The sequence below is a fragment of the uncultured Desulfovibrio sp. genome, from assembly GCF_949282365.1.
In the GTDB taxonomy this organism is placed as follows: Bacteria; Desulfobacterota; Desulfovibrionia; order Desulfovibrionales; family Desulfovibrionaceae; genus Desulfovibrio.
Genome location: NZ_CASDOY010000001.1, coordinates 26,296 through 49,505, shown reverse-complemented (window position 1 = coordinate 49,505; position 23,210 = coordinate 26,296). Strand labels below are relative to the sequence as shown.

At 58.5% G+C, this 23,210-nt stretch carries 19 protein-coding genes; 18 read left to right on the top strand and 1 reads right to left on the bottom strand.

Translation table 11 applies throughout. The features are described from left to right. Nucleotides 1–148: 148 nt before the first annotated feature. From ligA to pgm, 8 genes are all read left to right on the top strand, one after another. On the top strand, nucleotides 149–2,158 hold the full coding sequence (ligA, locus tag Q1X76_RS00220; protein ID WP_300717366.1) for an NAD-dependent DNA ligase LigA: 2,010 nt from the start codon (nucleotides 149–151) through the stop codon (nucleotides 2,156–2,158). Between the two features lie 27 nt (nucleotides 2,159–2,185). Next, nucleotides 2,186–2,968, top strand: coding sequence for a 4-hydroxy-tetrahydrodipicolinate reductase (gene dapB, locus Q1X76_RS00215; RefSeq protein ID WP_300717365.1), 783 nt, complete (start codon nucleotides 2,186–2,188; stop codon nucleotides 2,966–2,968). 89 nt (nucleotides 2,969–3,057) lie between these two features. Further along, a complete protein-coding gene (locus Q1X76_RS00210; protein WP_300717364.1) occupies nucleotides 3,058–3,480 on the top strand; it encodes a hypothetical protein in 423 nt (140 codons plus the stop codon). 158 nt (nucleotides 3,481–3,638) lie between these two features. Then, the gene (locus Q1X76_RS00205) at nucleotides 3,639–4,868 is read left to right on the top strand and encodes an exonuclease SbcCD subunit D C-terminal domain-containing protein (RefSeq protein ID WP_300717363.1); all 1,230 of its coding nucleotides are present in this window, start codon (nucleotides 3,639–3,641) and stop codon (nucleotides 4,866–4,868) included. A gap of 9 nt (nucleotides 4,869–4,877) precedes the next feature. Continuing rightward, nucleotides 4,878–8,576 (top strand): AAA family ATPase, encoded by a 3,699-nt coding sequence (locus tag Q1X76_RS00200; protein ID WP_300717362.1) that lies wholly within the window; start codon nucleotides 4,878–4,880, stop codon nucleotides 8,574–8,576. Between the two features lie 425 nt (nucleotides 8,577–9,001). Beyond that, a complete protein-coding gene (locus tag Q1X76_RS00195) occupies nucleotides 9,002–10,465 on the top strand; it encodes a 30S ribosomal protein S1 (protein WP_300717361.1) in 1,464 nt (487 codons plus the stop codon). Nucleotides 10,466–10,479: 14 nt separating this feature from the next. Then, complete coding sequence (locus tag Q1X76_RS00190; protein ID WP_300717360.1) at nucleotides 10,480–11,922, top strand: DegQ family serine endoprotease; 1,443 nt, start codon at nucleotides 10,480–10,482, stop codon at nucleotides 11,920–11,922. A 108-nt stretch (nucleotides 11,923–12,030) separates the two neighbouring features. Further along, nucleotides 12,031–13,671, top strand: a complete 1,641-nt coding sequence (pgm, locus tag Q1X76_RS00185) for a phosphoglucomutase (alpha-D-glucose-1,6-bisphosphate-dependent) (protein ID WP_300717359.1) — start codon at nucleotides 12,031–12,033, stop codon at nucleotides 13,669–13,671. 124 nt (nucleotides 13,672–13,795) lie between these two features. On the opposite strand, the gene Q1X76_RS00180 is transcribed toward pgm, so the two are convergent. Further along, nucleotides 13,796–14,611: a pseudouridine synthase gene (locus Q1X76_RS00180; protein WP_300717358.1), complete on the bottom strand. Its 816-nt coding sequence runs from the start codon at nucleotides 14,609–14,611 to the stop codon at nucleotides 13,796–13,798. A gap of 48 nt (nucleotides 14,612–14,659) precedes the next feature. Between Q1X76_RS00180 and Q1X76_RS00175 the strand changes: the two genes are divergently transcribed. From Q1X76_RS00175 to Q1X76_RS00130, 10 genes are all read left to right on the top strand, one after another. After that, entirely contained in the window at nucleotides 14,660–14,962 is a 303-nt protein-coding gene (locus tag Q1X76_RS00175; RefSeq protein ID WP_300717357.1) for a hypothetical protein, read from the top strand. Nucleotides 14,963–15,084: 122 nt separating this feature from the next. Next, nucleotides 15,085–16,011, top strand: coding sequence for a hypothetical protein (locus Q1X76_RS00170; RefSeq protein ID WP_300717356.1), 927 nt, complete (start codon nucleotides 15,085–15,087; stop codon nucleotides 16,009–16,011). After that, the gene (locus Q1X76_RS00165; protein ID WP_300717355.1) at nucleotides 16,008–17,573 is read left to right on the top strand and encodes a major capsid protein; all 1,566 of its coding nucleotides are present in this window, start codon (nucleotides 16,008–16,010) and stop codon (nucleotides 17,571–17,573) included. The genes Q1X76_RS00170 and Q1X76_RS00165 overlap by 4 nt, the downstream gene beginning before the upstream one ends. Before the next feature lie 13 nt (nucleotides 17,574–17,586). Continuing rightward, entirely contained in the window at nucleotides 17,587–17,997 is a 411-nt protein-coding gene (locus Q1X76_RS00160) for a hypothetical protein (RefSeq protein WP_300717354.1), read from the top strand. A gap of 301 nt (nucleotides 17,998–18,298) precedes the next feature. Beyond that, complete coding sequence (locus Q1X76_RS00155; protein WP_300717353.1) at nucleotides 18,299–18,589, top strand: hypothetical protein; 291 nt, start codon at nucleotides 18,299–18,301, stop codon at nucleotides 18,587–18,589. Between the two features lie 10 nt (nucleotides 18,590–18,599). Next, nucleotides 18,600–19,544: a hypothetical protein gene (locus Q1X76_RS00150; RefSeq protein WP_300717352.1), complete on the top strand. Its 945-nt coding sequence runs from the start codon at nucleotides 18,600–18,602 to the stop codon at nucleotides 19,542–19,544. Nucleotides 19,545–20,145: 601 nt separating this feature from the next. Next, nucleotides 20,146–20,769, top strand: a complete 624-nt coding sequence (gene rdgC / locus Q1X76_RS00145) for a recombination-associated protein RdgC (protein WP_300717351.1) — start codon at nucleotides 20,146–20,148, stop codon at nucleotides 20,767–20,769. 19 nt (nucleotides 20,770–20,788) lie between these two features. Then, on the top strand, nucleotides 20,789–21,316 hold the full coding sequence (locus Q1X76_RS00140; RefSeq protein WP_300717350.1) for a hypothetical protein: 528 nt from the start codon (nucleotides 20,789–20,791) through the stop codon (nucleotides 21,314–21,316). A gap of 93 nt (nucleotides 21,317–21,409) precedes the next feature. Continuing rightward, nucleotides 21,410–22,363 carry an ABC transporter permease gene (locus Q1X76_RS00135; protein WP_300717515.1) on the top strand — a complete coding sequence of 318 codons (954 nt, stop codon included), beginning with the start codon at nucleotides 21,410–21,412 and terminating at the stop codon, nucleotides 22,361–22,363. 1 nt (nucleotide 22,364) lies between these two features. Then, entirely contained in the window at nucleotides 22,365–23,201 is an 837-nt protein-coding gene (locus Q1X76_RS00130; protein ID WP_300717349.1) for an ABC transporter permease, read from the top strand. Nucleotides 23,202–23,210: the final 9 nt, after the last annotated feature.

Genomic DNA, 23,210 nt, shown 5'->3' with positions numbered 1-23,210 from the left:
CCCCAAACAGCTTTTTCTTTTCGATCCGTCCGCAAAGCCTGGAACTGGCGCGCATCCCGGGACGTCCCTCGCACAGACGCAGCCCGCCGCGCCAGCGGCGGATCCTTTGAGCCTGCCCGAACCGCCTGCAGACAAACCCCGGGAGCGGATGGAATGGCTTGTCACCATACTGGAGCATCATAATTATCTGTACCATACCCTGGACAAGCCGGTCATCAGCGACGACCAATACGACGCCTTGTTCCGGGAACTGCAGGCTCTGGAAGATGGCTATCCCCAGTGGCGCAGCCCGCATTCTCCCACCCTGCGCGTGGGGGGAGGTTTGCTGGGAGGGCTGCCCAAGCAGCGCCACCGGCAGCGCATGTATGGGCTGGACAACGTTTTTTCCGCTGAGGAATGGCAGGAATTCGTGGCCCGGATGGGCAGGACACTGCCCGAAGCGCCCCTGAGCTTCTGGTGCGATCCCAAGCTGGACGGTCTCGCCCTGGAGATCATTTACGAAAACGGTGTGCTGCAGGAAGCCCTGACGCGCGGCGACGGCGAGGAGGGCGAAGTCGTCACCGAGGCCGTGCGCACCATCCGCACGGTCCCGCTGCGCTTGCGGGGTACGGGACCGTTCCCCGAGCGTCTGGAAGTGCGCGGCGAGGTGGTCATCTACAAAAAAGACTTTGCCGCCATCAATGAACGCCGGGAGTCCCTGGGCCAGAAGCTGCTGGCCAATCCGCGCAATGCGGCGGCCGGTGCCTTGCGGCAGCTGGATGTCTCCCATACCCAGACCATGCCGCTGCGTTTCCTGGCCTACAGTCTGGGCGAAGTCCGCTGGGGGCGGGCGCTGCCTTGCCGCTATCAGCATGAGCTGGCGGCCCGTCTGCAGGACTATGGTTTCCTTACGCCCCCTGACGGCAGGCTCTGTGCCGACCCGGGCGCAGTGGAAACCTATGTGGAACAGGTCCGGCAGGGCAGGGCGGATTTCCCCATGGAGATCGACGGCGCTGTGGCCAAGCAGGACGATCTGGAAGCCCAGGAGGCCCTCGGCTTCACCGCACGGGCGCCGCGCTTTGCCATTGCCTTCAAGTTCCCGGCCATGCAGGTGCATACCCGCCTGACCGGTATCGAGATCCAGGTGGGGCGTACGGGCGTGCTGACGCCGGTGGCCCTGCTGGAGCCGGTGGCCGTGGGCGGGGTCATGGTCACCCGCGCGACACTGCATAATGAAGACGAGATCCAGGCCAAGGATGTGCGCGTCGGTGATACGGTCATCGTCCAGCGGGCGGGCGACGTCATCCCCGAAGTGGTGGGCCCGGTGCTGGAGGAACGCCCCGCAGGAGCGCGGCCCTTTGCCTTTCCGCATGTTTGCCCGGTCTGCGGGGAGGCGGCCCACCGCGAGCCCGGTGAGGCGGCCTGGCGTTGCGGCAATATCTCCTGTCCGGCCGTGCGGCTGCGCTCCATCTGTCATTTTGTTTCCAAGGCCGGGCTGGATGTGCAGGGGGTGGGGCAGAAGTGGATAGAGCAGCTGGTCAGCAGCGGCCGCGTCAGCAGCCCGGAACAGTTGTTCCGGCTCACCGTGCAGGACCTGCTCCCCTTTGAACGCATGGGCGAGGTGCTGGCCCAAAAAATCGTGGATGCCTTTGATGATGCCCGCCACAATGCCACGCTGGCCCGCCTCGTCAGCGCCCTTGGCATCCGCCATGTGGGCGAGCAGACCGCCCGCCTGCTGGCAGAAAACTTTGCTGATATGGACGCTCTGGCGGCCGCCGGTACGCAGCGTCTGCTGGAGCTGCCGGACGTAGGGCCGGAAGTCGCCAGCTCCATCCGCAGCTTTTTCGCGAGCCCGTCCAACCAGCATATGCTGTCAGGCCTGCGTGAAGCGGGCCTGTGGCCCGCGGCCGTCAGGGAAGCGCAGTCGCCCACGGACGACGGCCCCCTGCGGGGAAAGAAGGTCCTCTTTACCGGGACGCTCTCCATGCCCCGCAGCAAGGCCAAACAGCTGGCTGAAGAGGCCGGTGCGACGGTACTGGGCAGCGTCAGCAAAAAACTGGATATCCTCATCGTGGGTGAAAATCCCGGCAGCAAGCTGGAAAAGGCCCGCAGTCTGGGCATCGACGTTCTGGATGAGGCAGCTTTTCTGGAGCTGCTGGCGGACAGGACGGCCGTCTAACCCTCAATCTAACAGGATAGGTGAAACATGAGCATGCCGATCATCGTCATGGGCGCCAACGGGCGCATGGGACGTACCATCTGCACTCTGGTGCAGGAAGATCCCGCCTACACGCTGGCGGGCGTGGTGGAACGCAGCGAGTTTGCCGCGGCTCTGGCCTCCCTGCCGTGTCCGGTGACCCAGGATGTGGAAGACCTGTTGCAGAGCGTGGGCAGCAAGGCGGTCGTCATCGACTTTTCGGCACCCGAGGTCAGCCTGGCCACGGCCCGCAGCGTGGCGAAATTCGGTGCGGCCCACGTCATCGGTACGACGGGTCTCAGCAATGAGCAAAAGCAGGAGCTGGCGCAGCTGGCCGGGACCTGCCGCATCTTCTGGGCCCCCAATATGAGCATTGGCGTCAATGTGCTGCTCAAGGTCCTGCCTGAACTGACCCGCGCCCTCGGCGACAAGTATGATATCGAGATGGTGGAGCTGCACCACAATCGCAAGAAGGATTCGCCCAGCGGTACGGCCCTGCGTCTGGGCGAATGCCTGGCCGAAGCCCGCGGCTGGGAGCTGGACGAGGTGCGCTGCTCCGCCCGTGACGGTATCATCGGCGAACGTCCCAAGGTGCAGATCGGCATCCAGGCCATCCGCGGCGGTGATGTGGTGGGGGTGCACACGGTCTATTTCATGGGGCCGGGCGAGCGTATCGAAGTGACGCATCAGGCCCATTCGCGCGAAACCTTTGCCCAGGGCGCCCTGCGTGCCGCCCGCTGGCTTGCCGGTCAGCAGCCCGGCCGCCTGTACGGAATGCAAGATATTTTCTAGAAAATATCTTGAGTTCCGGCGGCCCCTGCGCTAGGCTGCTGCCAATGTTCGCGGGACGCTGATGTCCTGCAGACGTCTACGGGGGACCCATGCCACAGGTAGCAGCACGCATCAATGACGAGCAGGAACGCTGGCTCAAGGATTATTTCCGTACCAAGAGCGCCGGGGCAGAGTTCATCCTACCCTGGGCTGTGGATACGTTTTTCCGGGCCATGACAGCCATCAAGCAGATGTTCACCGCGGCCGAGCTGAAGACCATCGTGGAAGCCCACAAGGATACGCGCCTGCTGCCTGACCATACGCGCCTGTCCTATCTGTTGTTGCGGGTCAATGATGCGTGCGATCTCAACAACCTGCATCTCAGGCACGGCGCCAGCCGCTCCAGTCTGGAGAGCAAGCTCAAAAGCCTGGACGATACGCAGGCCACGGCGCTCATGGTCTGGGCATCCGCGTTCTGGGTCAGCCGCAACTGTTCCGCCGGCAGTCTGGACGAATATATTAACGCCTATTGACGGAATGCCCTGCGCAAGCAGGGCTTTTTCGTCAGGACTTTTCCTGCAGCCCGGGCCTTCACAGGCCTTTTTTTCGGTCTTATAACTGGAATGGTCGCTCCGGTAGCGGCTTTCAGTCCCCTCATCGCCGGGCTCCGGCACAACACGGCTTTTGTATCATGCGCGTACTCCATACCTCGGACTGGCACCTCGGACGGTCGCTTTTCGGCCAGAAACGCTATGAGGAATTCGCGGCCTTTTTGGGCTGGCTTGCCCGTACCCTGCAGGAAAAACAGGTGGATGTCCTTGTCGTTTCCGGTGATGTCTTCGATACGGGGACGCCCAGCAACAGGGCGCAGCGTCTGTACTATGATTTTTTGCGCCAGGTCTATCTTTCCCCCTGCCGCCATGTGGTCATCACCGCCGGCAATCATGATTCACCGTCCATGCTGGGTGCTTCACGCCATATCCTGCAGGTCCTGGATGTCCATGTGGTGGGCAGTCTGCCCGACGATCCGGCCGACGAGATCAAGGTCCTGCGCGACGCCCAGAACAGGGTCTGCCTTGTGGTCTGCGCTGTCCCCTTTCTGCGTGACGCCGATATGCGCCTCGTGGAAGAAGGGGAGAGCGTAGCCGACAAGGAAGCCAAGATGCAGGAGGCCATCCGCAGGCACTACGGCCAGCTCGTGGCCCAGGCGGATCAGATCCGCATGGAGGCCGGCAATGATATCCCGCTGCTGTGCATGGGCCACCTCTTCACCGCCGGAGGCCGTACGGTGGAAGGAGATGGCGTGCGCGAGCTCTATGTGGGCTCGCTGGCCCATGTGCCTGTGACCATCTTTCCTCCGGCCATCGACTATCTTGCCCTGGGGCATCTGCATGTGCCGCAACGGGTGGATTCCAGGGAGCACATGCGCTACAGCGGTTCGCCCCTGCCCATGGGCTTTGGTGAAGCCGGTCAGCCCAAGAGCGTCTGCCTGGTCGATTTCGAGGGAAGGCGGCCCCGGGTGGAACTGTTGCCTGTGCCGGAATTCCAGCATCTGGAGCGGGTGAGCGGCTCCATGCGGGAGATAGGGCAGCGCCTGGCCGACTTGCGCGACAATGGCGGCTCCGCCTGGCTGGAGGTCATCTATACGGGGGACGATCTGGAAGGCAGTCTGCGCCAGAAAGTGGAGGATGCCGTTGCCGGCAGCGACATCAGGGTGTTGAAAATACGCAACGCCCGGCTCCAGGACTGCCAGCCCAGTCTGGACGATACCGGCAAAAATCTTGAAGAGCTGAGCGAGACGGAAGTCTTTGCACGCTGTCTTGCCGCCCGGCAGATCGAAGGGGAGCAGGCTGAGCGGCTCATGCGTCTGTACGGGGAGATCCTGACGACCATGCACGAAACGGACAGCAATGCCGACTAGGGGCCCCACATGCGCATCCAGAAAATACGTTTTCAGAATCTCAACTCCCTGAACGGCCTGTGGGAGATAGACCTGACCAGGCCTGATTTTGTTTCCGCCGGCATTTTCGCCATCACCGGACCCACCGGTGCAGGCAAGACCACTCTCCTGGACGCCATCTGCCTGGCCCTGTACGGACGCACGCCGCGTCTCAAGACCTTGAGCGACAGCGAAAACGAGATCATGTCCCGCCAGACCGGGGAATGCCTGGCCGAAGTCGTTTTTCAGGTGGCATCGGGCCGGCGTTACCGCTGCCACTGGAGCCAGCGCCGGGCCCGCAAGTCTCCGGACGGCAAATTGCAGCCGGCACGGCACGAGATCGCAGACGCCGACAGCCAGCAGATCATTTGTTCCCAGAAGCGGGACATGGCCCGCGTGGTGGCCGAGATAACCGGTCTCGATTTCGAGCGCTTCACCCGGTCCATGATGCTGGCGCAGGGAGGTTTTTCCGCCTTTCTCGATGCTTCGGCGGACAGCCGCGCTCCCATCCTCGAAAGCATCACCGGCACGGAAAAATACAGCCGTATCTCCATACTGGTGCATGAACGGCATCGGCGAGAAAAACTGCTCCTGGAAGAGCTGCAAAAAGAACTGGCCGGCAAGCCGCTGCTGCCGCAGGAAGAGGAAGAAGCCCTGCGCCAGCAAATGGTCCGGCTGAAGGAGCAGGACCATCAGGCCAGAGAACAGGCACTACAGCTGCGGCAGGCACTGCAATGGCTGCAGGATCTCGACGGTCTGCGCGCCCGGCTGGCCCGTCTTGAAGCCGAGGAACAAAAACTGGCTGCACGGGAGCAGGCATTTTTGCCCCGGGCCGCACAGCTCGAACAGGCACAGCGTGCTGCCCGGCTTGAAACACGCTATGCCGCGCTGCTGCAGTTGCGTCATCAGCAAGGCCAATGGCGTGAACAGCGTGAAAACCATGCCGCCGAATTGCCGCGGCTGCAGGAAAAGCTGCGTGCCGCCCAGGAAAAGCTGGGCGTGTACGGTCGTGAACTGGAACAGTCCAGGGCGGAGCAGGCCCGGCAGACACCTTTGCTGCACCAGGTACGGGCGCTGGACGTGCAGCTGGAAGGCTCGGAAAAAGAAGTACAGCGGGCGCTGCTGGAAGTTCGGAGCAAGGAACAGGCCCTGTCCGGCGTGCAGGAGAGGCTCAGTAACCGGCAGCAGGCCCTGGAAGTTGTGCTGCGGGAGCAGCAGGCCCTGGAAAGCTGGCGTGATGCCCATGCTGTTGATGCCGGTCTGCTGGGGCAGTTGAGCGGTATCGAAGCCGATATGCGCCGGATCCACGCGCTGGAACAAAAGAAAAAACAACGCCGTGCCGAGCTGGAAGCCGGGCAACGCCAGCTGGAAAAAACAGCGGCAGCCTTGGGCGAGCGACGCCGCCAGCAGGAAAATACCGCGACCGAACTGGCCCGCCTGCAGGCAAAAAGGCAACAGCTGCTGCAGGAGCAGCAGCGCCTGCTGGAGGGGAAAAGCCCGCTCCAGTGGCAGGAGGCCTATAGTGACGTCCAGAAAAAACTCCTGCTCTTGCAGCACGCCGACACACTGTTGAGCGAGATGTTCCGTGCCTCCACCGAGCTGCACAGCCTGCAGCAGGAGGCACAGCTTTGGGAGGCGCAGCTGCAGGAAGGACGGAAAGAACTGGAACAGCAGCAGACCCTGCGCGATGCACTGGAGATCTCCCGGGAAAGCCTGGAGCGCGAGCGCATGCTTGCCTTGCGTATCGCCAGCCTGGAGCAGCACCGCGCCCAGCTGGAAGAAGGGCATGCCTGCCCTCTGTGCGGTTCTCTGGAGCATCCCTTCCTCTTGCAGGGGCTGCCCTCGTCCCGCAATTGGCAGCAGGTGGACGATGTGCGGCGGCAGTCCGCGCTCGTGGAGCAGCGCTGTGCCGCCTTGCGGGAGCGCCTGGCCGGTTTGGTCCGGGGGCTGGACATCCACGCGGAGAGCATAGAATCGCTTAAAGTAAAACTTGAAGAATTGCAGCGGGACCTGGTACAACTTGCAGCGGAAACGGACTTGCCTCCCCGGCTGCAGGATGATCCCGAACAGGCGCTCTATATGGTGCGGAATCGCCGTGTCCGGCTGGCTGCCACGCGTGAGGAACTGCTCCAGCGACTTGCCTCCGTCGGCAAACTGGAAGATGCGCGCTTGCTGCTGGAGGAGAATTTGCCCCGTCTGCAGGAGCAGAAGATCGCTCTGGATCAGACGGTGGAGCGCTGCAAGCATCTGCTGGAGACCTGCGAGACCGAGCGGCAACGCCTGCAGACCGAGCTGGAGCAGCTTATCCAGGAATGGCACCAGGGCAGCGCGGCGCTCAATGCGATCCTCGCCGCGTACGATCTTGCCTACCAGGAAGGGAACCTTTCGGTATCGTTACAACTTTTGCAGCAACGCCGCGCAGGATGGGAAAAGCAGACAGCAAAGCTCGACAGCATGTTCGCATCCCGGCAGGAGCTGGAACAGGCGGTCCGGGAGCACGAACAGGAACTGTCCCTGCAACAGAAGCAGCTGGAGGCCCTGCGGCGGGATGTCAGGGAGCGCGAGGATCAGTGGCGCGGCCTGCATGAACAGCGCGTGGCCCTGTTTGCGGAAAATGATGTGCAGGAGACGGAAGACAATCTTGCCCAGGCTGTGCAGCAGAGCGAACAGCGTCTGAACGAGCAAAATGCTGTGCTCAGCAGGATGTCCGGCCTCGTTACCATGACGGAAGCCGCCATCCGGGAGAAGGACAGTTTGCTGGCTGAGACGGCGCTCCAGATGGAGCGTGCTGGGCAGGAATTCAGTCAAGGCTTGGTCCAGGAAGGCTTTTCTGATGAGCGCGCCTTTTTGCAGGCCTGTTTGCCAGCGGAACAGCGGGAGCAGCTGGAACAGCAGGCCAGGGAACTGCAGGAAGCCCGTTCGTCCCTTGCGGGGCAGGGCGGTGCCGCCCGGCAGCAACTGCAGGAGGAAACTGTCAAGGCCCTCACGACCCGAAGCCGGGAGGCGCTGACCGCTGACCTGCAGGATGTGGAAAAAACACAGGCCGGGCGTCAGCAGCAGCTGGGTTCCTGCATGCAGCGGCTGGCCGACAATGATCGCTTGCGCGGGGAACAGCAGGTCCTTGTGGCACGGATCGAACAGCAGCAAGCGGTGTTTGACCAATGGTCCGTCCTGCAGGAGCTGATCGGCTCCGCTGACGGCAAGAAATTCCGCAATATGGTCCAGCAGATGAATCTGGAATTGATGGTGGCCCACGCCAACCGGCAGCTGGTCAGGATGAGCGACCGCTATCTGCTGGAGGTCGGCACCGGGCCACTTGAGCTGCTTATCCGCGACAACTATCAGGCAGGGGAACGGCGCAGTACCAAAAATCTTTCCGGAGGAGAAAGTTTTCTTGTCAGCCTTGCGCTGGCGCTGGGGCTGTCGCAAATGGCCAGTCGCACGACCCGGGTGGACTCACTTTTCCTCGACGAAGGTTTCGGCACGCTGGATGAGGACGCCCTGGATACCGCGCTGGGGACCTTAGCCAGCCTGCAGCAGCGCGGCAAGCTGATCGGGATCATTTCCCACGTCCCAAGCCTGAAGGAGCGCGTGCCGACCCAAATCGAAGTTGTCCCCCTAGGCGGGGGCAAAAGCCGTATCTCCGGTCCGGGATGCCAAAAGGTGGAGACTTCTTCCTTGCAGGCATGATGCCCCTGTTTCCTCTCAGCGGACGAGGAACGAAAAAAGCAAAAATGGCCCAGGATCCTCTGTAAGCCATTTTTGCTTTTTTTCGATCTGTGGGTCAGAAAAAATTTTTTCGAGGCTCAAAATCGAAATATGAAGCATGTAATTCAAGAACGGTTATTTTTATATATTGTAACAGCACAGGATAGAGGAGACCCTACTCCTTCCGAACCCGCACAGCAGTAAAAAATATTTCATGTAATACTTTAATTTTATCCTGCCGTGCCGGCGGGCAAACAAGGCCGGACGTCCAAAATTTTGCCACCTGTCCAAATTTTAGCCAGAGCCGCCACCGGGGAGGACGGCAGTATCTTTGTTGTTTTCTGGCGATGAATGCGCTATAGAAGGGAACTTCACAGGAAATTATTTGTTTAAGGAGCAAATATACCATGACCGACGAAAAAAATCTGTCCACCATTGAAGAAGGCAGTGAAGATTTTGCCGCCATGTTTGCGGCCCAGGAAGCCGGGACCGGCCGCTTGCAGCCTGGCCAGAAAGTGACGGGCACCATCATTGCCATCACTGGCGACGCCGTCTTTGTGGATGTGGGCATCAAGCTGGACGGTATCATGGATCGCAAGGACATCCTTGACGCCGAAGGCAATGAAAGCGTCGCCCCCGGCGACAGCATCGAAGTCTATGTTGTGGGTATTTCCGCCGGCGAGATCCGCCTGTCCCGATCCATGAGCGGCGCCGGCATGGCTGCCCTGGAAGACGCCCGTGATGCCGGCATTCCCGTGGATGGCCGTGTGACCGGCACCTGCAAGGGCGGCTACACCGTCAGCGTCATGGGCAAAAATGCCTTCTGTCCCGGCAGCCAGATGGACAGCGCCAGCGTGGCGGACGCCGAAGCGCTGGTGGGCCGTACCATGCAGTTCCTCATCATCCGTGTGGAAAACCGCGGCCGCAATATCGTGGTTTCCCGTCGTGCCCTTCTGGATCGTGAACGTCAGGAAAATCTGGAAAAAGTCCTGGCTGCCCTCAACGTGGGCGATACCGTGGAAGGCCGCATCACCCGTCTGGCCTCCTTTGGTGCCTTCATGGAACTGGCCCCTGCCGTGGAAGGCATGATCCATCTTTCCGAGCTGTCCTGGTCCCGCGTGAGCAGCGCCGATGAAGCTGTGGCCGTGGGCGACATGGTGCGCGCCAAGGTCCTGTCCGTCAGCAAGGACGACAAGGGTCGTACCCGTATCTCCCTGTCCCGCAAGAAGGCTGAAGGTGATCCCTGGCTGCAGGCCACCGACCGCCTGGCCGCCGGTACCGTGGTGGAAGGCAAGGTCGTGCGTCTTGCCCCCTTCGGCGCCTTTGTGGAACTGCTGCCCGGCGTGGAAGGCTTGGTGCATCTTTCTGAAATGTCCTGGACCAAGCGTGTCAGCAAGGCCGAAGACGTGCTCAACGTGGGGGATGTGATCTCCGTCAAGATCAAGGAGATCAACGTGGAAAGCCGCCGCATCTCCCTGAGCCTGCGTGATGCCGAAGGTGATCCCTGGCAGGATGCCGCCCAGCGTTTTGCCGCCGGCAGTGTGGTGAGCGGCACGGTGGAAAGCCGCAGCCCGTTCGGCCTGTTCGTGAGCCTGGCCCCCGGTATCACTGGCCTGCTGCCCGCCGGCGTCATCAAGAATGCCAAGAACAGCGGTGAATTCTCCAAGCTGGACAAGGGCGATACTGTGACCCTGGTGGTACAGTCTGTGGATACGACCGCCCGCCGCATCAGCCTGGCCCCCGAAGGGATGGAGGACGTCTCCGCGGCTGAAGACAGATCCTGGAAACAGCACACCAGCTCCGCGCCCAAGGATGCCGGAATGAGCATCATGGCACAGGCTTTGCAAAAGGCTCTGCAAAACAAACGCTAAGGAGTGTGCCCTGTATGAGGATTAAACACTTTCTCCCTGCCGTGCTGACACTGATGCTGTTCACGGCAGCACAATTCGCCCAGGCTGCCAGCTTCCCCGAGTTCAGCGAGCTGGCTGCCAAGTGCGGCCCGGCTGTGGTCAATATCAGCGCGGAGCGGACCTCACCGGCGGTGGCCGGTCCCGAGGAATTCTTCGGCGAGATGTTCCGCAGCATGCCGCCGGGAGCGGACCGCTTCTTCGAATTCTTTGGCGGTCCCAATGTGCGCGGGAAGCGTCCTCCGCAAAAACAGATGTCGCGTGGTTCCGGTTTCATTATTTCGCCTGACGGTTATATCGTGACCAACTATCATGTGGTGGCCGATGGCGACAGCATCCAGGTGACGCTGGACGAAAGCAACGGTAAGTCCGCCCCGCTGACGGCCACTGTCGTGGGGACGGATGAAGATACCGATCTAGCCCTGCTCAAGGTGGATGCCAAGAAGGAACTGCCTTACCTCAAGTTTGGTGATTCCGATGCCCTGATGGTAGGGGAGTGGCTGCTGACCATCGGCAATCCCTTTGCCCTGGATCACACGGTCACGGCGGGCATCCTGTCCGCCAAGAACCGCAACATCCACGCCGGTCCGTTTGACAACTTCCTGCAGACGGATGCCTCCATCAACCCCGGCAACAGCGGCGGTCCGCTGCTGAACATGAAGGGCGAGGTCATCGGCATCAATACGGCCATCATTGCCAGCGGCCAGGGGATCGGCTTCGCCATCCCCAGCAATATGGCGGCCAGTATCGTGGAGCAGATCAAGAGCGGCAAAAAGGTCAGCCGCGGCTGGATCGGTGTGACCATCCAGGATGTGGATGAAAACACGGCCAAGGCCCTGGGCATGGAGCATCCCTCTGGAGCGCTGGTCGCCAGCGTTCTGGCGGGCGAACCGGCGGCCAAGGCCGGTATCGAGGCCGGGGACGTCATCGTCAGGGTCAAGGGCAAGAATGTGGATGACGCTTCCGCCCTGCTGCGAGCCATCGCTGCCCTCAAGCCGGGCACCTCGGTGACCCTGGGCGTATGGCGCAATGGCAAGGTCGTCGATATGGATGTGACGCTGGGCGACCGCCAGACCGGCGTGAACAGCGGCACGTCCGCCGGAGCCGGCCAGAAGCAGCAGGATCAGGGGCAGCTCGGCCTGACCGTTCGCCCGATCAAGGAAGAAGAACGCCGTGACCTGAAGCTGGAAGGCAAGGGCGGTCTGCTGATCCTGGATGTGGATCCCGGCAAGCCTGCTGCCGAAGCCGGCGTGCGCCCCGGAGATGTGATCGTCAAGGCCAATCGTCAGCCCGTGTCTTCGCCTGAGGAACTGTCCAAGATCGTCACAGGGGAAGGCAGCAAGCGCGGTGCCGTCATGCTGCAGATCAACCGCCGTGGAGAAAATATTTTCCGCGCGGTCCCTGTGGGTAAGAGCAAATAATAAGACGGCGTGTTATCCGTCTCAGGGGGGCTTCGGCCCCCCTTTCTTTTTGTGCGGGACTTGCGGGCAGGCAGGGGAAAAGGTAGAAATGGACAGGAGGATACACCCATGGCGATACATCCCCAAGCTGGCCGACTCCCCGCGCCTGAGACGCTGGAAAATATTCCCGCTCTCGTCAGCGCCTACTATACGGAATCTCCCGATCCGCAACAGGCCTCGCAACGTGTTGCTTTTGGTACATCCGGGCACCGGGGATCCTCGTTGTCCCAGACTTTTACCGAGCGGCACATCCACGCCATAACCCAGGCTGTCTGCGATTACCGGAAACAGCACGGTATTGCCGGCCCCTTGTTCATGGGCGCCGACAGCCATGCCCTGTCGGAACCGGCCTTCCGCAGCGCCCTTGAAGTGCTGGCCGCCAATGATGTGCAGGTACGCATCTCCCATGACGGCTCCTGCACGGCCACGCCCGCCGTCTCCCATGCCATCCTCTGCTGGAATGCCGAACATGCCGGCCAGGCCAGGGCAGACGGCATCATCATCACGCCTTCCCACAATCCCCCGTGCGATGGCGGCTTCAAATACAATCCGCCGCATGGCGGACCGGCGGAGACCACGGTCACGTCCTGGATCGAGGGAAGGGCCAATCACTATCTGGATCATCTCAACTGCGATGTATTGCGCCTGCCTTACAACCGGGCCCGTCGTTCCTCACTGGTGCAGGGTTACGATTTCACGGCCCGCTATGTGGAAGATTTGCCCCGGATCCTGGATATGGACGCCATTGCCGCTTCGGGCGTCAAATTGGGAGTCGATCCTCTGGGCGGAGCCAGCCTCTCCCTCTGGGATCCCATCGCCGAGCGTTACAAACTGGATCTGACCGTCGTCAACACGGCCATCGATCCTACCTTCCGCTTTGTGCCCTGCGACAAGGACGGCAAGATCCGCATGGACTGTTCGTCTCCCTATGTCATGAGCGGTCTGCTCAATATGCGGGATTCCTTCGATCTTTCCTTTGCCTGCGACCCGGATTCCGACCGGCACGGTATCGTGGCAAAAAGCGGCCTGATGAATCCCAACCATTATTTGGCGGCAGCTGCCTGGCATCTGTTCCGCAGCCGCTTCCAGTGGCGTGCTGATGCCGCGATCGGCAAGACTCTGGTGACGAGCGCCATGCTGGACAGGGTAGGCCAGGAGTTGGGACGCAAGGTCATTGAAGTCCCTGTGGGCTTCAAATGGTTTGTCCCTTATCTGTCCGACGGCAGCTGCGGCATGGGCTGTGAGGAAAGCGCGGGGGCGTCGTTCCTGTGCTTCGACGGCAGCCCCTGGAGCACGGACAAGGACGGTCCCTTGCTCTGTCTGCTGGCGGCGGAAATGACGGCCCGGGAAGAGAGGGCGCCTGATGAGATCTATCGGAGCCTGACAGAGCAGTTCGGTGCGCCGCTGTATCAGCGTCAGGACGCCCCTGCCGATGATAAGGTGCGCACCTGCCTCAAAGCCTTGAAGCCGGAAGATATCCAGCTGCAAAGCCTGGCCGGGTCGCCTGTGACCGGCATACTGACGACGGCCCCCGGCAATGGCGCATCCATCGGCGGGGTCAAGATCTGCAGTGAGGCCGGCTGGTTTGCCATCCGTCCTTCTGGAACCGAAGCTATTTGCAAGGTCTATGCGGAAAGCTTCCAGGGTGAGCAGCATCTGCAGGCGCTGCATGCCGAAGCCCAAGCCCTGTTGCAACGTCTGCTGGCCTGATCCGGTTCAGCAGTATGATATGAAAAAAGGACGCCACTTGGCGTCCTTTTTTATGCGTTCGTTCGGTTGAAATCTATTCAGGTGCTGCGAGAGAAAACAGCGCGTTTCGAGAGCATGACCATGCTCAGTCTTCCTGGCGTCTGATATCCACGGCGCGAAGCAGGGCGGCGATCTCCTGCCTGGACAAAAAACGGCTTTCCCCGACCGGCAGATCGCCAAGCTCCAGCGGTCCCAGACGGATGCGCTTCAGCCGCAGTATCGTCAAGCCCAGATCCCGGCACATGCGCCGGATCTGACGGTTGACCCCTTGATGCAGAATCATGCGCAGACGGGTATGTCCGTTGGCCTGCATCCTGCTTTCAATCTCCACGGGGCGCAGCTTTTCTCCTTCGGCCAGGGTCATGCCGCGCCGCATTTCCTCCAGAGCCGTCGGGGGGACCTGGCCGCGTATCAGGACATCATAGGTCTTGGGCTGGTGGTGGCGCGGATGCATCAATCGCTGGGCCAGGGCCCCATCGTTAGTCAGCAACAGGAGCCCTTCTGAAAAATAATCAAGTCTGCCAACAGGATAGATACGAGTTTGACGCATGCTGCGCGTCAGGCAGTCCAGCACGGTAGGTCGTCCCTGCGGATCATGCAGGGTACACATGACCTGGACCGGCTTGTGCAGCATGATATAGGAAAAGGACATCGGCAGGGCTGCCAAGCATTGCCCGCCCACCATGATCTCGTCCGTGGGCAGGATACGCCGTCCAGGAGACAGTTCCGTCTGTCCGTTGACCGTGACCTCTCCCGCAAAAATGAGTTCATCTGCTTTTCTTCGGGAACAATAGCCGGATGCGGCGATAAATTTGTTCAGTCGGGAACCTTCGGCACCTTCGCCTGATGGAACGTCGTAGGGCATGGACGTGCGGGCAGAGCAGGAGAGATTTTTTTTCATGACAGGGGCTGCGGACGCCGTGTGCCGGAATCTCCGCGAGGATGGTTTTTGACGACTGGAACCGGGATGTTTGGTGCTGCGGTCATGCATGCCTTAGAGGTGTGGCAAAACGACAGGCATGTCAAGCATGCGCAGGGTCATGACCGCCTAGGCATTCCCATCTGTGGCATTGACTGCAGGAAAGCAGAGCTCCTGATGGCGATGCCTTATATCGCCTGGGTGTGGAGCAGAGGCGTCACGGATATAAAAGTTTACATAATTATCATTATGGGACATTTGGTGCTAAGTGTTTTTTACGAGCTCTTTGACAATTTCATAGAGATTTTTCGGAAAAAAGCTTTCAATTTTTAAGGAGGTTTTCCTATGGCTTATCGTCGTCGTGGTCGTAATCGTCGTCGTCGTGGTCGTCGTCGTCGTGTCCGTTCTGTCTTTGTTCGCCGGGCTGGCATTCGCATGTGAGGTAGATAGGATGCGTGTTATGTACTAACCCGTTTATCCGTGACCCTTCTGGTAAGATTCTCAAGCTTGCCAAGGTTGCGTTCGGCGAGGAGCGCAAAGCCCTTGCTCTCAAAGGTATTCCTTTCCCCTGTGGTCAATGTTTGGCCTGTCAAATCAATAAGCGTCGTGTTTGGACCCACCGCATGCTGCTGGAGAGTTACAAGCACGACGCTTCTTGCTTTATTACTCTCACATATACGGACGAAAATTTACCTAATTGCGGTTCCCTTGAGCTGTCCAAAAGAGACGTACAACTCTTTGTTAAGAGGTTGCGTAAACGTTTGGCTAAGGAGCTTGGTTCTGATTTGGGTAAGTTTCGTTATTACATATGTGGAGAATATGGCCCTACAACTGGTCGGCCACATTATCACGGCATTCTTTTTGGTGTTTCTGCCGCATGGGAAGACATCATAGATGAAGAATGGGGAATGGGAAAAACAGAAATATATCCCGCTACTACAGAAACAATGCAGTACGTCGCGGGCTATGTGACCAAAAAAATAGTGAGGCCCTCGAAAGAAGATGGAAGACAGAAAGAATTTGCTCTTATGTCTCGTAAGCCTGGTCTTGGTGCTCTTGTGGTTCCTGAGCTGCTGGATCTTCTGTGCAATAACCCTGCCCTAGCAAAACAGATTGAACTCTCTGGAGAGCTTCCCGTCGGTCTTCGTCATGGTCAACGGCTGCTCCCCTTCGGTCGTTTCTTAACCGAGAAACTGCGTGATGGTTTGGATTTGAGTTCTGACGTTACTTTCAACAGGTATCTTGACGAACTCTATCAAAAAACTGTTGAGTTTGAACATTCTGGCAAAGGTCTTGTTCAAGGTCTCTTGGATGAATCTAAAGTCAAGAATGAACAGATTCGAAAGCGTTTTAAAATCTTTTCACAGAGAAACAAGATATGAGAAAAAGATCTAAGTTCTCGCTCTCGCACTACGTTTTAAAGACGTGCAAGATGGGTTACGTCCTTCCGGTTGGACTTGTGGAAGTTCTTCCTGGTGACAGTTTCCGCCATGCTACTTCGGTCTTCATGCGTTTGGCCCCGATGCTCGCCCCTGTTATGCATCCTGTGACGGTGCGCATTCATCACTGGTTTATCCCGACGAGGTTGCTTTGGGATGATTTCGAGGATTTTATCACTGGTGGTCCTACTAATACGGATGTCTCGGAGTTTCCGACAATTACGGCTCCGTCTGGTGGCTTTACTGTTGGCTCTCTCGCTGACCATCTTGGGCTGCCTCCAGGCATTGATGGAATTGAGGTAAGCGCTCTCCCCTTCCGTGCCTACAACCTGGTCTATAACGAATGGTACCGAGACCAAGATCTTGAGACGGAAAAAGCTCTGTCTTTGGAATCTGGCCCCGACACTACTACCGCTACTGATCTTCTCCGGTGCGATTGGGAGCGCGACTACTTCACTACGGCCCGCCCGTGGCCACAGAAGGGTCCGGACGTGTCTGTGCCGGTTAATCTGACGGCTGCCGGTGAACCGTCGGTTACCGCTACTATTACTCCCAATGGTGCGCCTACGTTTAAGGCCTCTTCGGGTGGTCAGTCTATCAGCTCTCCTCTGAAAGTTCCTTATTTTACTAGTGGTACCAGTATTGGTAGTATCGGTGGTAGCGTGCAGACAACTGTTATAGGTTCTCCTGGTTCTTCTTCTTCTTCGCTCATTAACTTGAGTTGGGATGATCCTAAGCTGCAAGCTAATATCAACTTTCAGTCTGGCAATCCGGAGTTAGGCAGTGTCAACATCAATAGCTTACGTGAAGCCTTTGCTCTGCAGCGCTTTGCGGAGCATCGCGCAATGTACGGAAGTCGATATGTTGAGTATCTACGTTATCTCGGAATCAAGGCTTCCGATGCACGTTTACAACGGCCGGAATATCTCGGAGGCGGAAAGCAAACTATTCAGTTCTCTGAAGTACTGCAGACTGCTGAAGGGACGGACCCCGTTGGTACGTTACGAGGTCATGGTATCGCCGCCATGCGCTCGAATCGTTATCGGCGGTTTTTTGAAGAGCATGGATTTGTCCTGAGCATCATGTTGGTGCGCCCTAAGGCAATCTACATGCAGGGCATTCCCCGCTCGTGGCTGCGCCGCGTTCGTGAGGATTTCTTTCAGACTGAACTCCAACATATCGGTCAGCAGGAGGTCTATACTAAGGAACTCTATGGCGCCGCCTCTGATGGTGAAGATGGCGATTTGAAAGTTTTCGGCTACCAGAATCGCTATGACGAATATCGAGGCCATGAATCCTATGTTTGCGGTGAGTTTCGCGACATTCTGGACTATTGGCATTTGGCCCGCTCTTTCAGCAATGAGCCTGTCCTTAATGCTGACTTCATTTCTGCTACCCCGTCTGAGCGCATCTTTGCTGCTCAGGAAAACGACCAATTGTACTGCATGATTAATCATAGCTTGCAGGCCCGTCGTCTTATGTCCAAGTTTGGCAACCCCATTTAAGGAGGTTCGATATATGGCAACTCTTGACGAATACGGTCGAGAAGTTCTTGACCAGACCCCTGTCTCTGTCCCCTTTAAGTTTGAACGCCCTGAGCCCATCCATCTTCGGCTGCGGCGTCAGATTATAGACGCTATGGTCGCTGCCGAGCGTGACGGTGAGCATGAAACCGTTGAGGACTTCAATGATTTTCGGATTGAAGGCGAACCTGATTCTTATTATGATGATAGTCGTTCCCTTTATGAAGAAGATGAGCTTACCGGTAAGGTGCCCATGGAAGAAGCTCTGGAGCAGGCTCGGCAGGAAGCTGAACAGAAAGAGCGCGAGCATTACGAAGCGTTGAAGAAGAAATACGCCGAACCGAACCAGCAGACCACGTCTGCGGGTGATGGTTCGGAACCGCCGCAGGCGGCTCCCGAGGCGTAGCCGAGGGCCTCCGCACAGTCCTCCTACTTGTTATGGACTGTGCGGAGTGACACCACCTGAGAAATCAGGTGGTTAATTATTTTCGGAGAAAATGACATGGCAAAGAAAAGTCGTCAGGCACACAAGAGATCAGCGTCTCAAACTTCCCCTGCTCCTCGACGTGAGACTGAAGCTTTTCAGCCCCAGATGCGCGACCGCCATTTGCTGCGGTCGCTCGCGCCGAGGAGGCGCGGCGTTCTGGATTCTGTATTAGATAATATGATCCGCAGGCCCATCCTGCGGGAAGTCGAGGATTTGAGATATGCACCTGCCCGAACACGGAAAGTTCAACCGCAAGGATATAAGCGTGACGATGGAACGCATGCCGGATACGGATATGTACCTGTACGGCCTCGAATGCCGGAACTGCCAGCACGCTTGCGACTTTCATTTCATGTACCCAAGAAAACTGTCGTTTGCGTTCGCCGCCAAGCTCGTAGGCGCGTTCTCTTCGCCCTGCAGGCGCTTGGCCGAGGAAGAGGGGCGAAGAAACCGAGACGCGCAAGATGGACAGCTAAGTCTTTTATCCAATGTAGAGGCGTCCGGTGAGTGAGGAAGACGGTATGGGATGGGGTTCTGCTATTGGTGGTGCTATCGGTGGTATTGCCGGTGGTGTGGCTGGTATTATTTCTGGTGGTCAGAGCGCTGCTAGCGCTGAGCGTCTGAACCAGTTGAACTATGAGCATCAAAAGGAATTCGCCCAGAATGGCATACGCTGGAAGGTCGCGGACGCTAAGGCTGCTGGTCTCCACCCCTTGGCTGCTCTCGGAGCCTCTACGGCTCAGTATACCCCTGCTACGGCCCTTGGAGATAGTCCTGACTGGTCTTTCCTTTCTGATATGGGACAGAACATTGGTAGAGCCGTTGACGCTAAGCGTACTCAACAGGAGCGTGTAGAGCAGCAGGCGAAGCAGGATGCTGCTTTTCGGCTTAAGGCCGAAAATCAAAAGGCCGAGAATGATTTGATCCGCGCCCAGACAGCATCCATCCAGCAGGATATGGCGCTGAGACAGGCTAAGGCCTCTGAGCAGGCTGTCAGGACACAGCAACAGGTGCCGGCTATGCCTTCCCTTAGACGTGATGGTAGTGTAATAGCTGGACAGGGTGACGCTACATCCCCTGCGGGCATCGAAACAAAGCCCGCTGAGATTGTTGTCAATGACCCTCAAACCCGTACTGCTGAGGCTGGCTCACATCCTGATAAGCGTTGGTTACGCACCTCTACTGGTGGTTATCAACCTGTCCGTTCGGAAGCTGCCCAGAATGCTTTGGAGGATGACATTGTTGGAAGTTTTCGTTATGATATGCGTAACGGCCTTGCTAATATGGCAAATAATCAGGACAATGCGCCACCTAGAGCCTTCTTGCCTGACGGTGGTCGCGGCAATTATTTTTGGTTTTGGGATGGTGTCCTTGGTGAATGGTATCCTGTCAAGGTAGGTGACATTCTTCGCAACCGTCCTTCTTGGTTGCCTGACAAATTGCGTAGATTCCAAGGTGTCAAGTAACCCCTTGCCCCTCTTCGGAGGGGCTTTTTTTGTGCCATTTGAATTTTTTTAGGTGACATAACTGGACATTATGGGACAAGTAAAATAATCAATATTCCCAATGAGAAACAGCTAATTGCCGCCAGCCATACCAAAAGGACCGCCCCTTGGCAGGTCTCTGCGGGAATGCCGCCTGGCAGCATCCCACCACATTTGGGGCTTGTGGACTGTCGGCCGTGTTATCGCCTATGGTGCGTTGCCGATTGATTCTGTCCGGCAATCGCTAAAGTTCTTCTTGAAGCATCACCGATCCAGTCAAGCCAGCGTCTGTCTGGGAATAAAGCTAAAGTTATTCTTTAAGGAATTATCAACAGTCTGCGTCTGCCAGCACTGCCGGCAGCCTTTCACGGCGCGCATTCCCGATGACAGCACACGCCGGCTCCGCAGCCCTGTTTCGCTCTTTCCTTGACCGCGCTGCCAAGGGTACCGGCAGCGCGTATATTATATAATGTTACATGGAGGTGCCGGGCAGGAAATTCCGGCTTCGGACTTGCAAGATTCTGCCGCACTGCGTACAAGAGTGACACGCCTCTGAGGGCGCATACCACGCAAAGGAGCCAGTATGGGTTTTTGTAGTGCCTCGTGCAGCTTTACCCGCTTTCGGATCATCGATCCCATCCCCTCGGAACTCTGGACGCAGATCCCTGACCGGCTTCGTCAGTTTGCCTTCAGGGATATTGACGAGCTGCCCGAGATGCAGGCCCACGGCTGGGTATGTTTTGAAGACATGCTGGATTCGGAATGGAAGACGGCGCCGCCTCATAAAGGGGCCTACCTGCTCTTTTCCTTGCGGCTGGATACCCGGCGTATCCCCGCGGCCGTCATCAAAAAGCATCTGACGCTGGCTCTGAAAGCGGAAAAGGGAAAAATGCAGGAGCAAGGAAAAAAATTCATTTCCCGGGAGCGCAAAAAAGAACTCAAGGAGCAGGTCCTGCTCCATCTGCGTCAGCGCTTTCTGCCTGTCCCTGCGGAGTTCAATGTCATCTGGGCGACAGATCGCAACGAGGTCTGGTTTGCGTCGACCCAGGGGAAGATGATCGACCTCTTCATGGAGGCCTTCCTCAATTCGTTCGAGCTGCATCTGGAGCAGATAACCCCTTATAGTCTGGCCGAAACCATGCTCGACGAAGCGGCCATGAGCCGTCTCGACCGCATCGAGGCGACGCAGTTCGCCACTCTGTCCTGATTTACTTTGCGAGGTCCCCATGAGTGAAACGCCCTGTCTTGATTCTACCGACAACATCCTCGGCCAGGAATTCCTCACCTGGCTGTGGTTCCAAAGCGACGTAGCTCCCGGCGCCTTTGTGGACAAGGAGGGGCAGCCCTTCTCCGTCTCCATGGAGCAGCGCATCGTCGTCCAGGGTGGCGAAGGCGATGCCAAAGAAACGGCATCCGTCATGGGGACGCTCTCCCCTCTTCGGGAAGCCCGTTTTGGTTTGGGGACCGGGAAAAAGGTCACACGCGCTTTGATCCGGCTTGAAAAAGAAGAGCTGGCCTTCCAGTTCACCCTCAAGGCCGAGGATTTCACCCTGGGCAGCCTGAAAACCCCCAAGGTGGAAAAGACGGAAGATGACGACGATCCTGACGCCATGCTGCTGGAGAAGATTTACCTGATGGAAGTCTGTCTGGGCTTGCTGGACAGTCTGTACGCCCGTTTTCTCGGCCTGCGGCTTTCCCCGCAGTGGCAGCAGGAAGTGAACGACATGCGGCAGTGGATGACCCGGACGGAATAATAACGGAGGATATTCGTGCAGGTAGAGGCATCTTCATCCCGCAATGCAGCCCTGCTGCAGCTGGCCGTGCGCGTCCTGCGCAAGCTGCTGTGGATGCTGCTGGTGCTGTGGGGGATAACCCTCATCAGTTTCTGGGTCATCCATCTGGCCCCCGGCTCCCCTACCGACATGGAGACGACCCTCAATCCTCTGGCCGGGGAGGCCGCCCGCCAGCGGCTGGAAGCGCTGTACGGCCTGGACAAGCCCCTGCATCTCCAGTATCTCGACTGGCTTTCCCGGCTTGTCCGGCTGGACTTCGGCCTGTCCATGTCCGCCGATGGCAGGCCCGTGCTGGACAAGATCATGGAGCGCCTGCCCCTGACCGTGGGCATGAACGTCATCTCCCTGTTGCTGACGCTCATCATCGCCATCCCCATCGGTATCCTTTCGGCATGCCGCCAGAATTCCCTGCTGGATCGCGGGGTGACGGTCTTTGTCTACCTCGGCTTTGCCATGCCTTCGTTCTGGCTGGCCCTACTCTTGATGCTTTTTTTCGGTATCCACCTGCAATGGTTGCCTATCTCAGGGCTGACATCCATGAATTTCGACAGCCTCGGCCCTGTGGACAAAGTGCTGGATCTGGCGTGCCACCTGGCGCTTCCCATCCTTGTGTACACCATCGGCAGCCTGGCAGGCATGTCGCGCTATATGCGGGCCTGCATGCTTGAGGTACTGCGCCAGGATTATATGCTGACGGCCCAGGCCAAGGGCCTGCCCCCTCGCACCGTCATCTGGCGGCATGCCTTGCGTAATGCCCTGCTGCCGGTCATCACCCTTCTGGGGCTTTCCGTGCCGGGACTTATCGGGGGCAGTGTCATCATCGAATCCATCTTTGCCCTGCCAGGACTGGGACAGTTGTTTTATGCAGCGGTCATGGCCCGCGACTATACCATGATCATGGGCAATCTGGTGCTGGGAGCCGTATTGACCCTGCTGGGCAACCTGCTGGCCGATGTCTGTTACGGTCTGGCCGACCCGCGTATCCGCAGCAGCCGGGAGGCACATTGATATGTGCGGTTCCCTGCTGCGTCGTTTCCTGGGACGGAATCTCATGCTCTGCCTGGGGCTGGGCATCGTCCTGACCATGTCGCTGGCAGCCCTCTGCGCTCCCCTGCTCGCCCCCTATGATCCGACGGCCCTGCATCTGGATCATATCCTGGAGCCGCCCTCCCCGTCCTTCTGGCTGGGGACGGACCGCTTGGGGCGCGATGTCTTTTCCCGCCTGCTTTACGGTGGCCAGATCTCGCTTTGGGTCGGTTTCGTGGCTGTGGGCATTTCCGTCAGTATCGGTACGGGACTGGGGCTGGCCAGCGGCTATTTCGGCGGCCTGGTCGATGAAGGCATCATGCGCGGTGTGGACATTATGCTCTGTTTTCCGTCTTTTTTCCTGATACTTTCCGTCATTGCTTTTCTGGAACCAAGTCTTACCAATATCATGATCGTCATCGGCCTGACCTCATGGATGGGCGTTGCCAGACTGGTACGGGCCGAGACCCTGAGCTTGCGGCAGCGGGACTTCATCTCCGCGGCGCGTCTGTCCGGCTGTTCCACCAGCCGGATCCTGCTGCGACACATCCTGCCCAATACCCTGGCCCCTGTGCTCATCTCGGCCACGCTGGGGGTCGCCGGCGCCATCCTGGTGGAGTCTGGACTCAGCTTCCTCGGGCTCGGCGTCCAGCCGCCTGTGCCCAGTTGGGGCAATATGCTCATGGAAGGCAAGACCGTGCTGGAAGACGCTCCCTGGCTGTCTTTTTATCCCGGGGTCGCCATCCTGATCACGGTGCTGGGCTATAATCTGCTGGGGGAAAGCCTGCGCGACATCCTTGACCCCCGCCTCAAAAAATAGGGTCTATCC

Coding starts and splice junctions, on each gene's coding strand:
- ligA (WP_300717366.1), top strand. CDS start 149: ATGGAATGGCTTGTCACCATACTGGAGCATCATAATTATCTGTACCAT.
- dapB (WP_300717365.1), top strand. CDS start 2,186: ATGAGCATGCCGATCATCGTCATGGGCGCCAACGGGCGCATGGGACGT.
- Q1X76_RS00210 (WP_300717364.1), top strand. CDS start 3,058: ATGCCACAGGTAGCAGCACGCATCAATGACGAGCAGGAACGCTGGCTC.
- Q1X76_RS00205 (WP_300717363.1), top strand. CDS start 3,639: ATGCGCGTACTCCATACCTCGGACTGGCACCTCGGACGGTCGCTTTTC.
- Q1X76_RS00200 (WP_300717362.1), top strand. CDS start 4,878: ATGCGCATCCAGAAAATACGTTTTCAGAATCTCAACTCCCTGAACGGC.
- Q1X76_RS00195 (WP_300717361.1), top strand. CDS start 9,002: ATGACCGACGAAAAAAATCTGTCCACCATTGAAGAAGGCAGTGAAGAT.
- Q1X76_RS00190 (WP_300717360.1), top strand. CDS start 10,480: ATGAGGATTAAACACTTTCTCCCTGCCGTGCTGACACTGATGCTGTTC.
- pgm (WP_300717359.1), top strand. CDS start 12,031: ATGGCGATACATCCCCAAGCTGGCCGACTCCCCGCGCCTGAGACGCTG.
- Q1X76_RS00180 (WP_300717358.1), bottom strand. CDS start 14,611: ATGAAAAAAAATCTCTCCTGCTCTGCCCGCACGTCCATGCCCTACGAC.
- Q1X76_RS00165 (WP_300717355.1), top strand. CDS start 16,008: ATGAGAAAAAGATCTAAGTTCTCGCTCTCGCACTACGTTTTAAAGACG.
- Q1X76_RS00160 (WP_300717354.1), top strand. CDS start 17,587: ATGGCAACTCTTGACGAATACGGTCGAGAAGTTCTTGACCAGACCCCT.
- Q1X76_RS00155 (WP_300717353.1), top strand. CDS start 18,299: ATGCACCTGCCCGAACACGGAAAGTTCAACCGCAAGGATATAAGCGTG.
- Q1X76_RS00150 (WP_300717352.1), top strand. CDS start 18,600: ATGGGATGGGGTTCTGCTATTGGTGGTGCTATCGGTGGTATTGCCGGT.
- rdgC (WP_300717351.1), top strand. CDS start 20,146: ATGGGTTTTTGTAGTGCCTCGTGCAGCTTTACCCGCTTTCGGATCATC.
- Q1X76_RS00140 (WP_300717350.1), top strand. CDS start 20,789: ATGAGTGAAACGCCCTGTCTTGATTCTACCGACAACATCCTCGGCCAG.
- Q1X76_RS00135 (WP_300717515.1), top strand. CDS start 21,410: ATGCTGCTGGTGCTGTGGGGGATAACCCTCATCAGTTTCTGGGTCATC.
- Q1X76_RS00130 (WP_300717349.1), top strand. CDS start 22,365: ATGTGCGGTTCCCTGCTGCGTCGTTTCCTGGGACGGAATCTCATGCTC.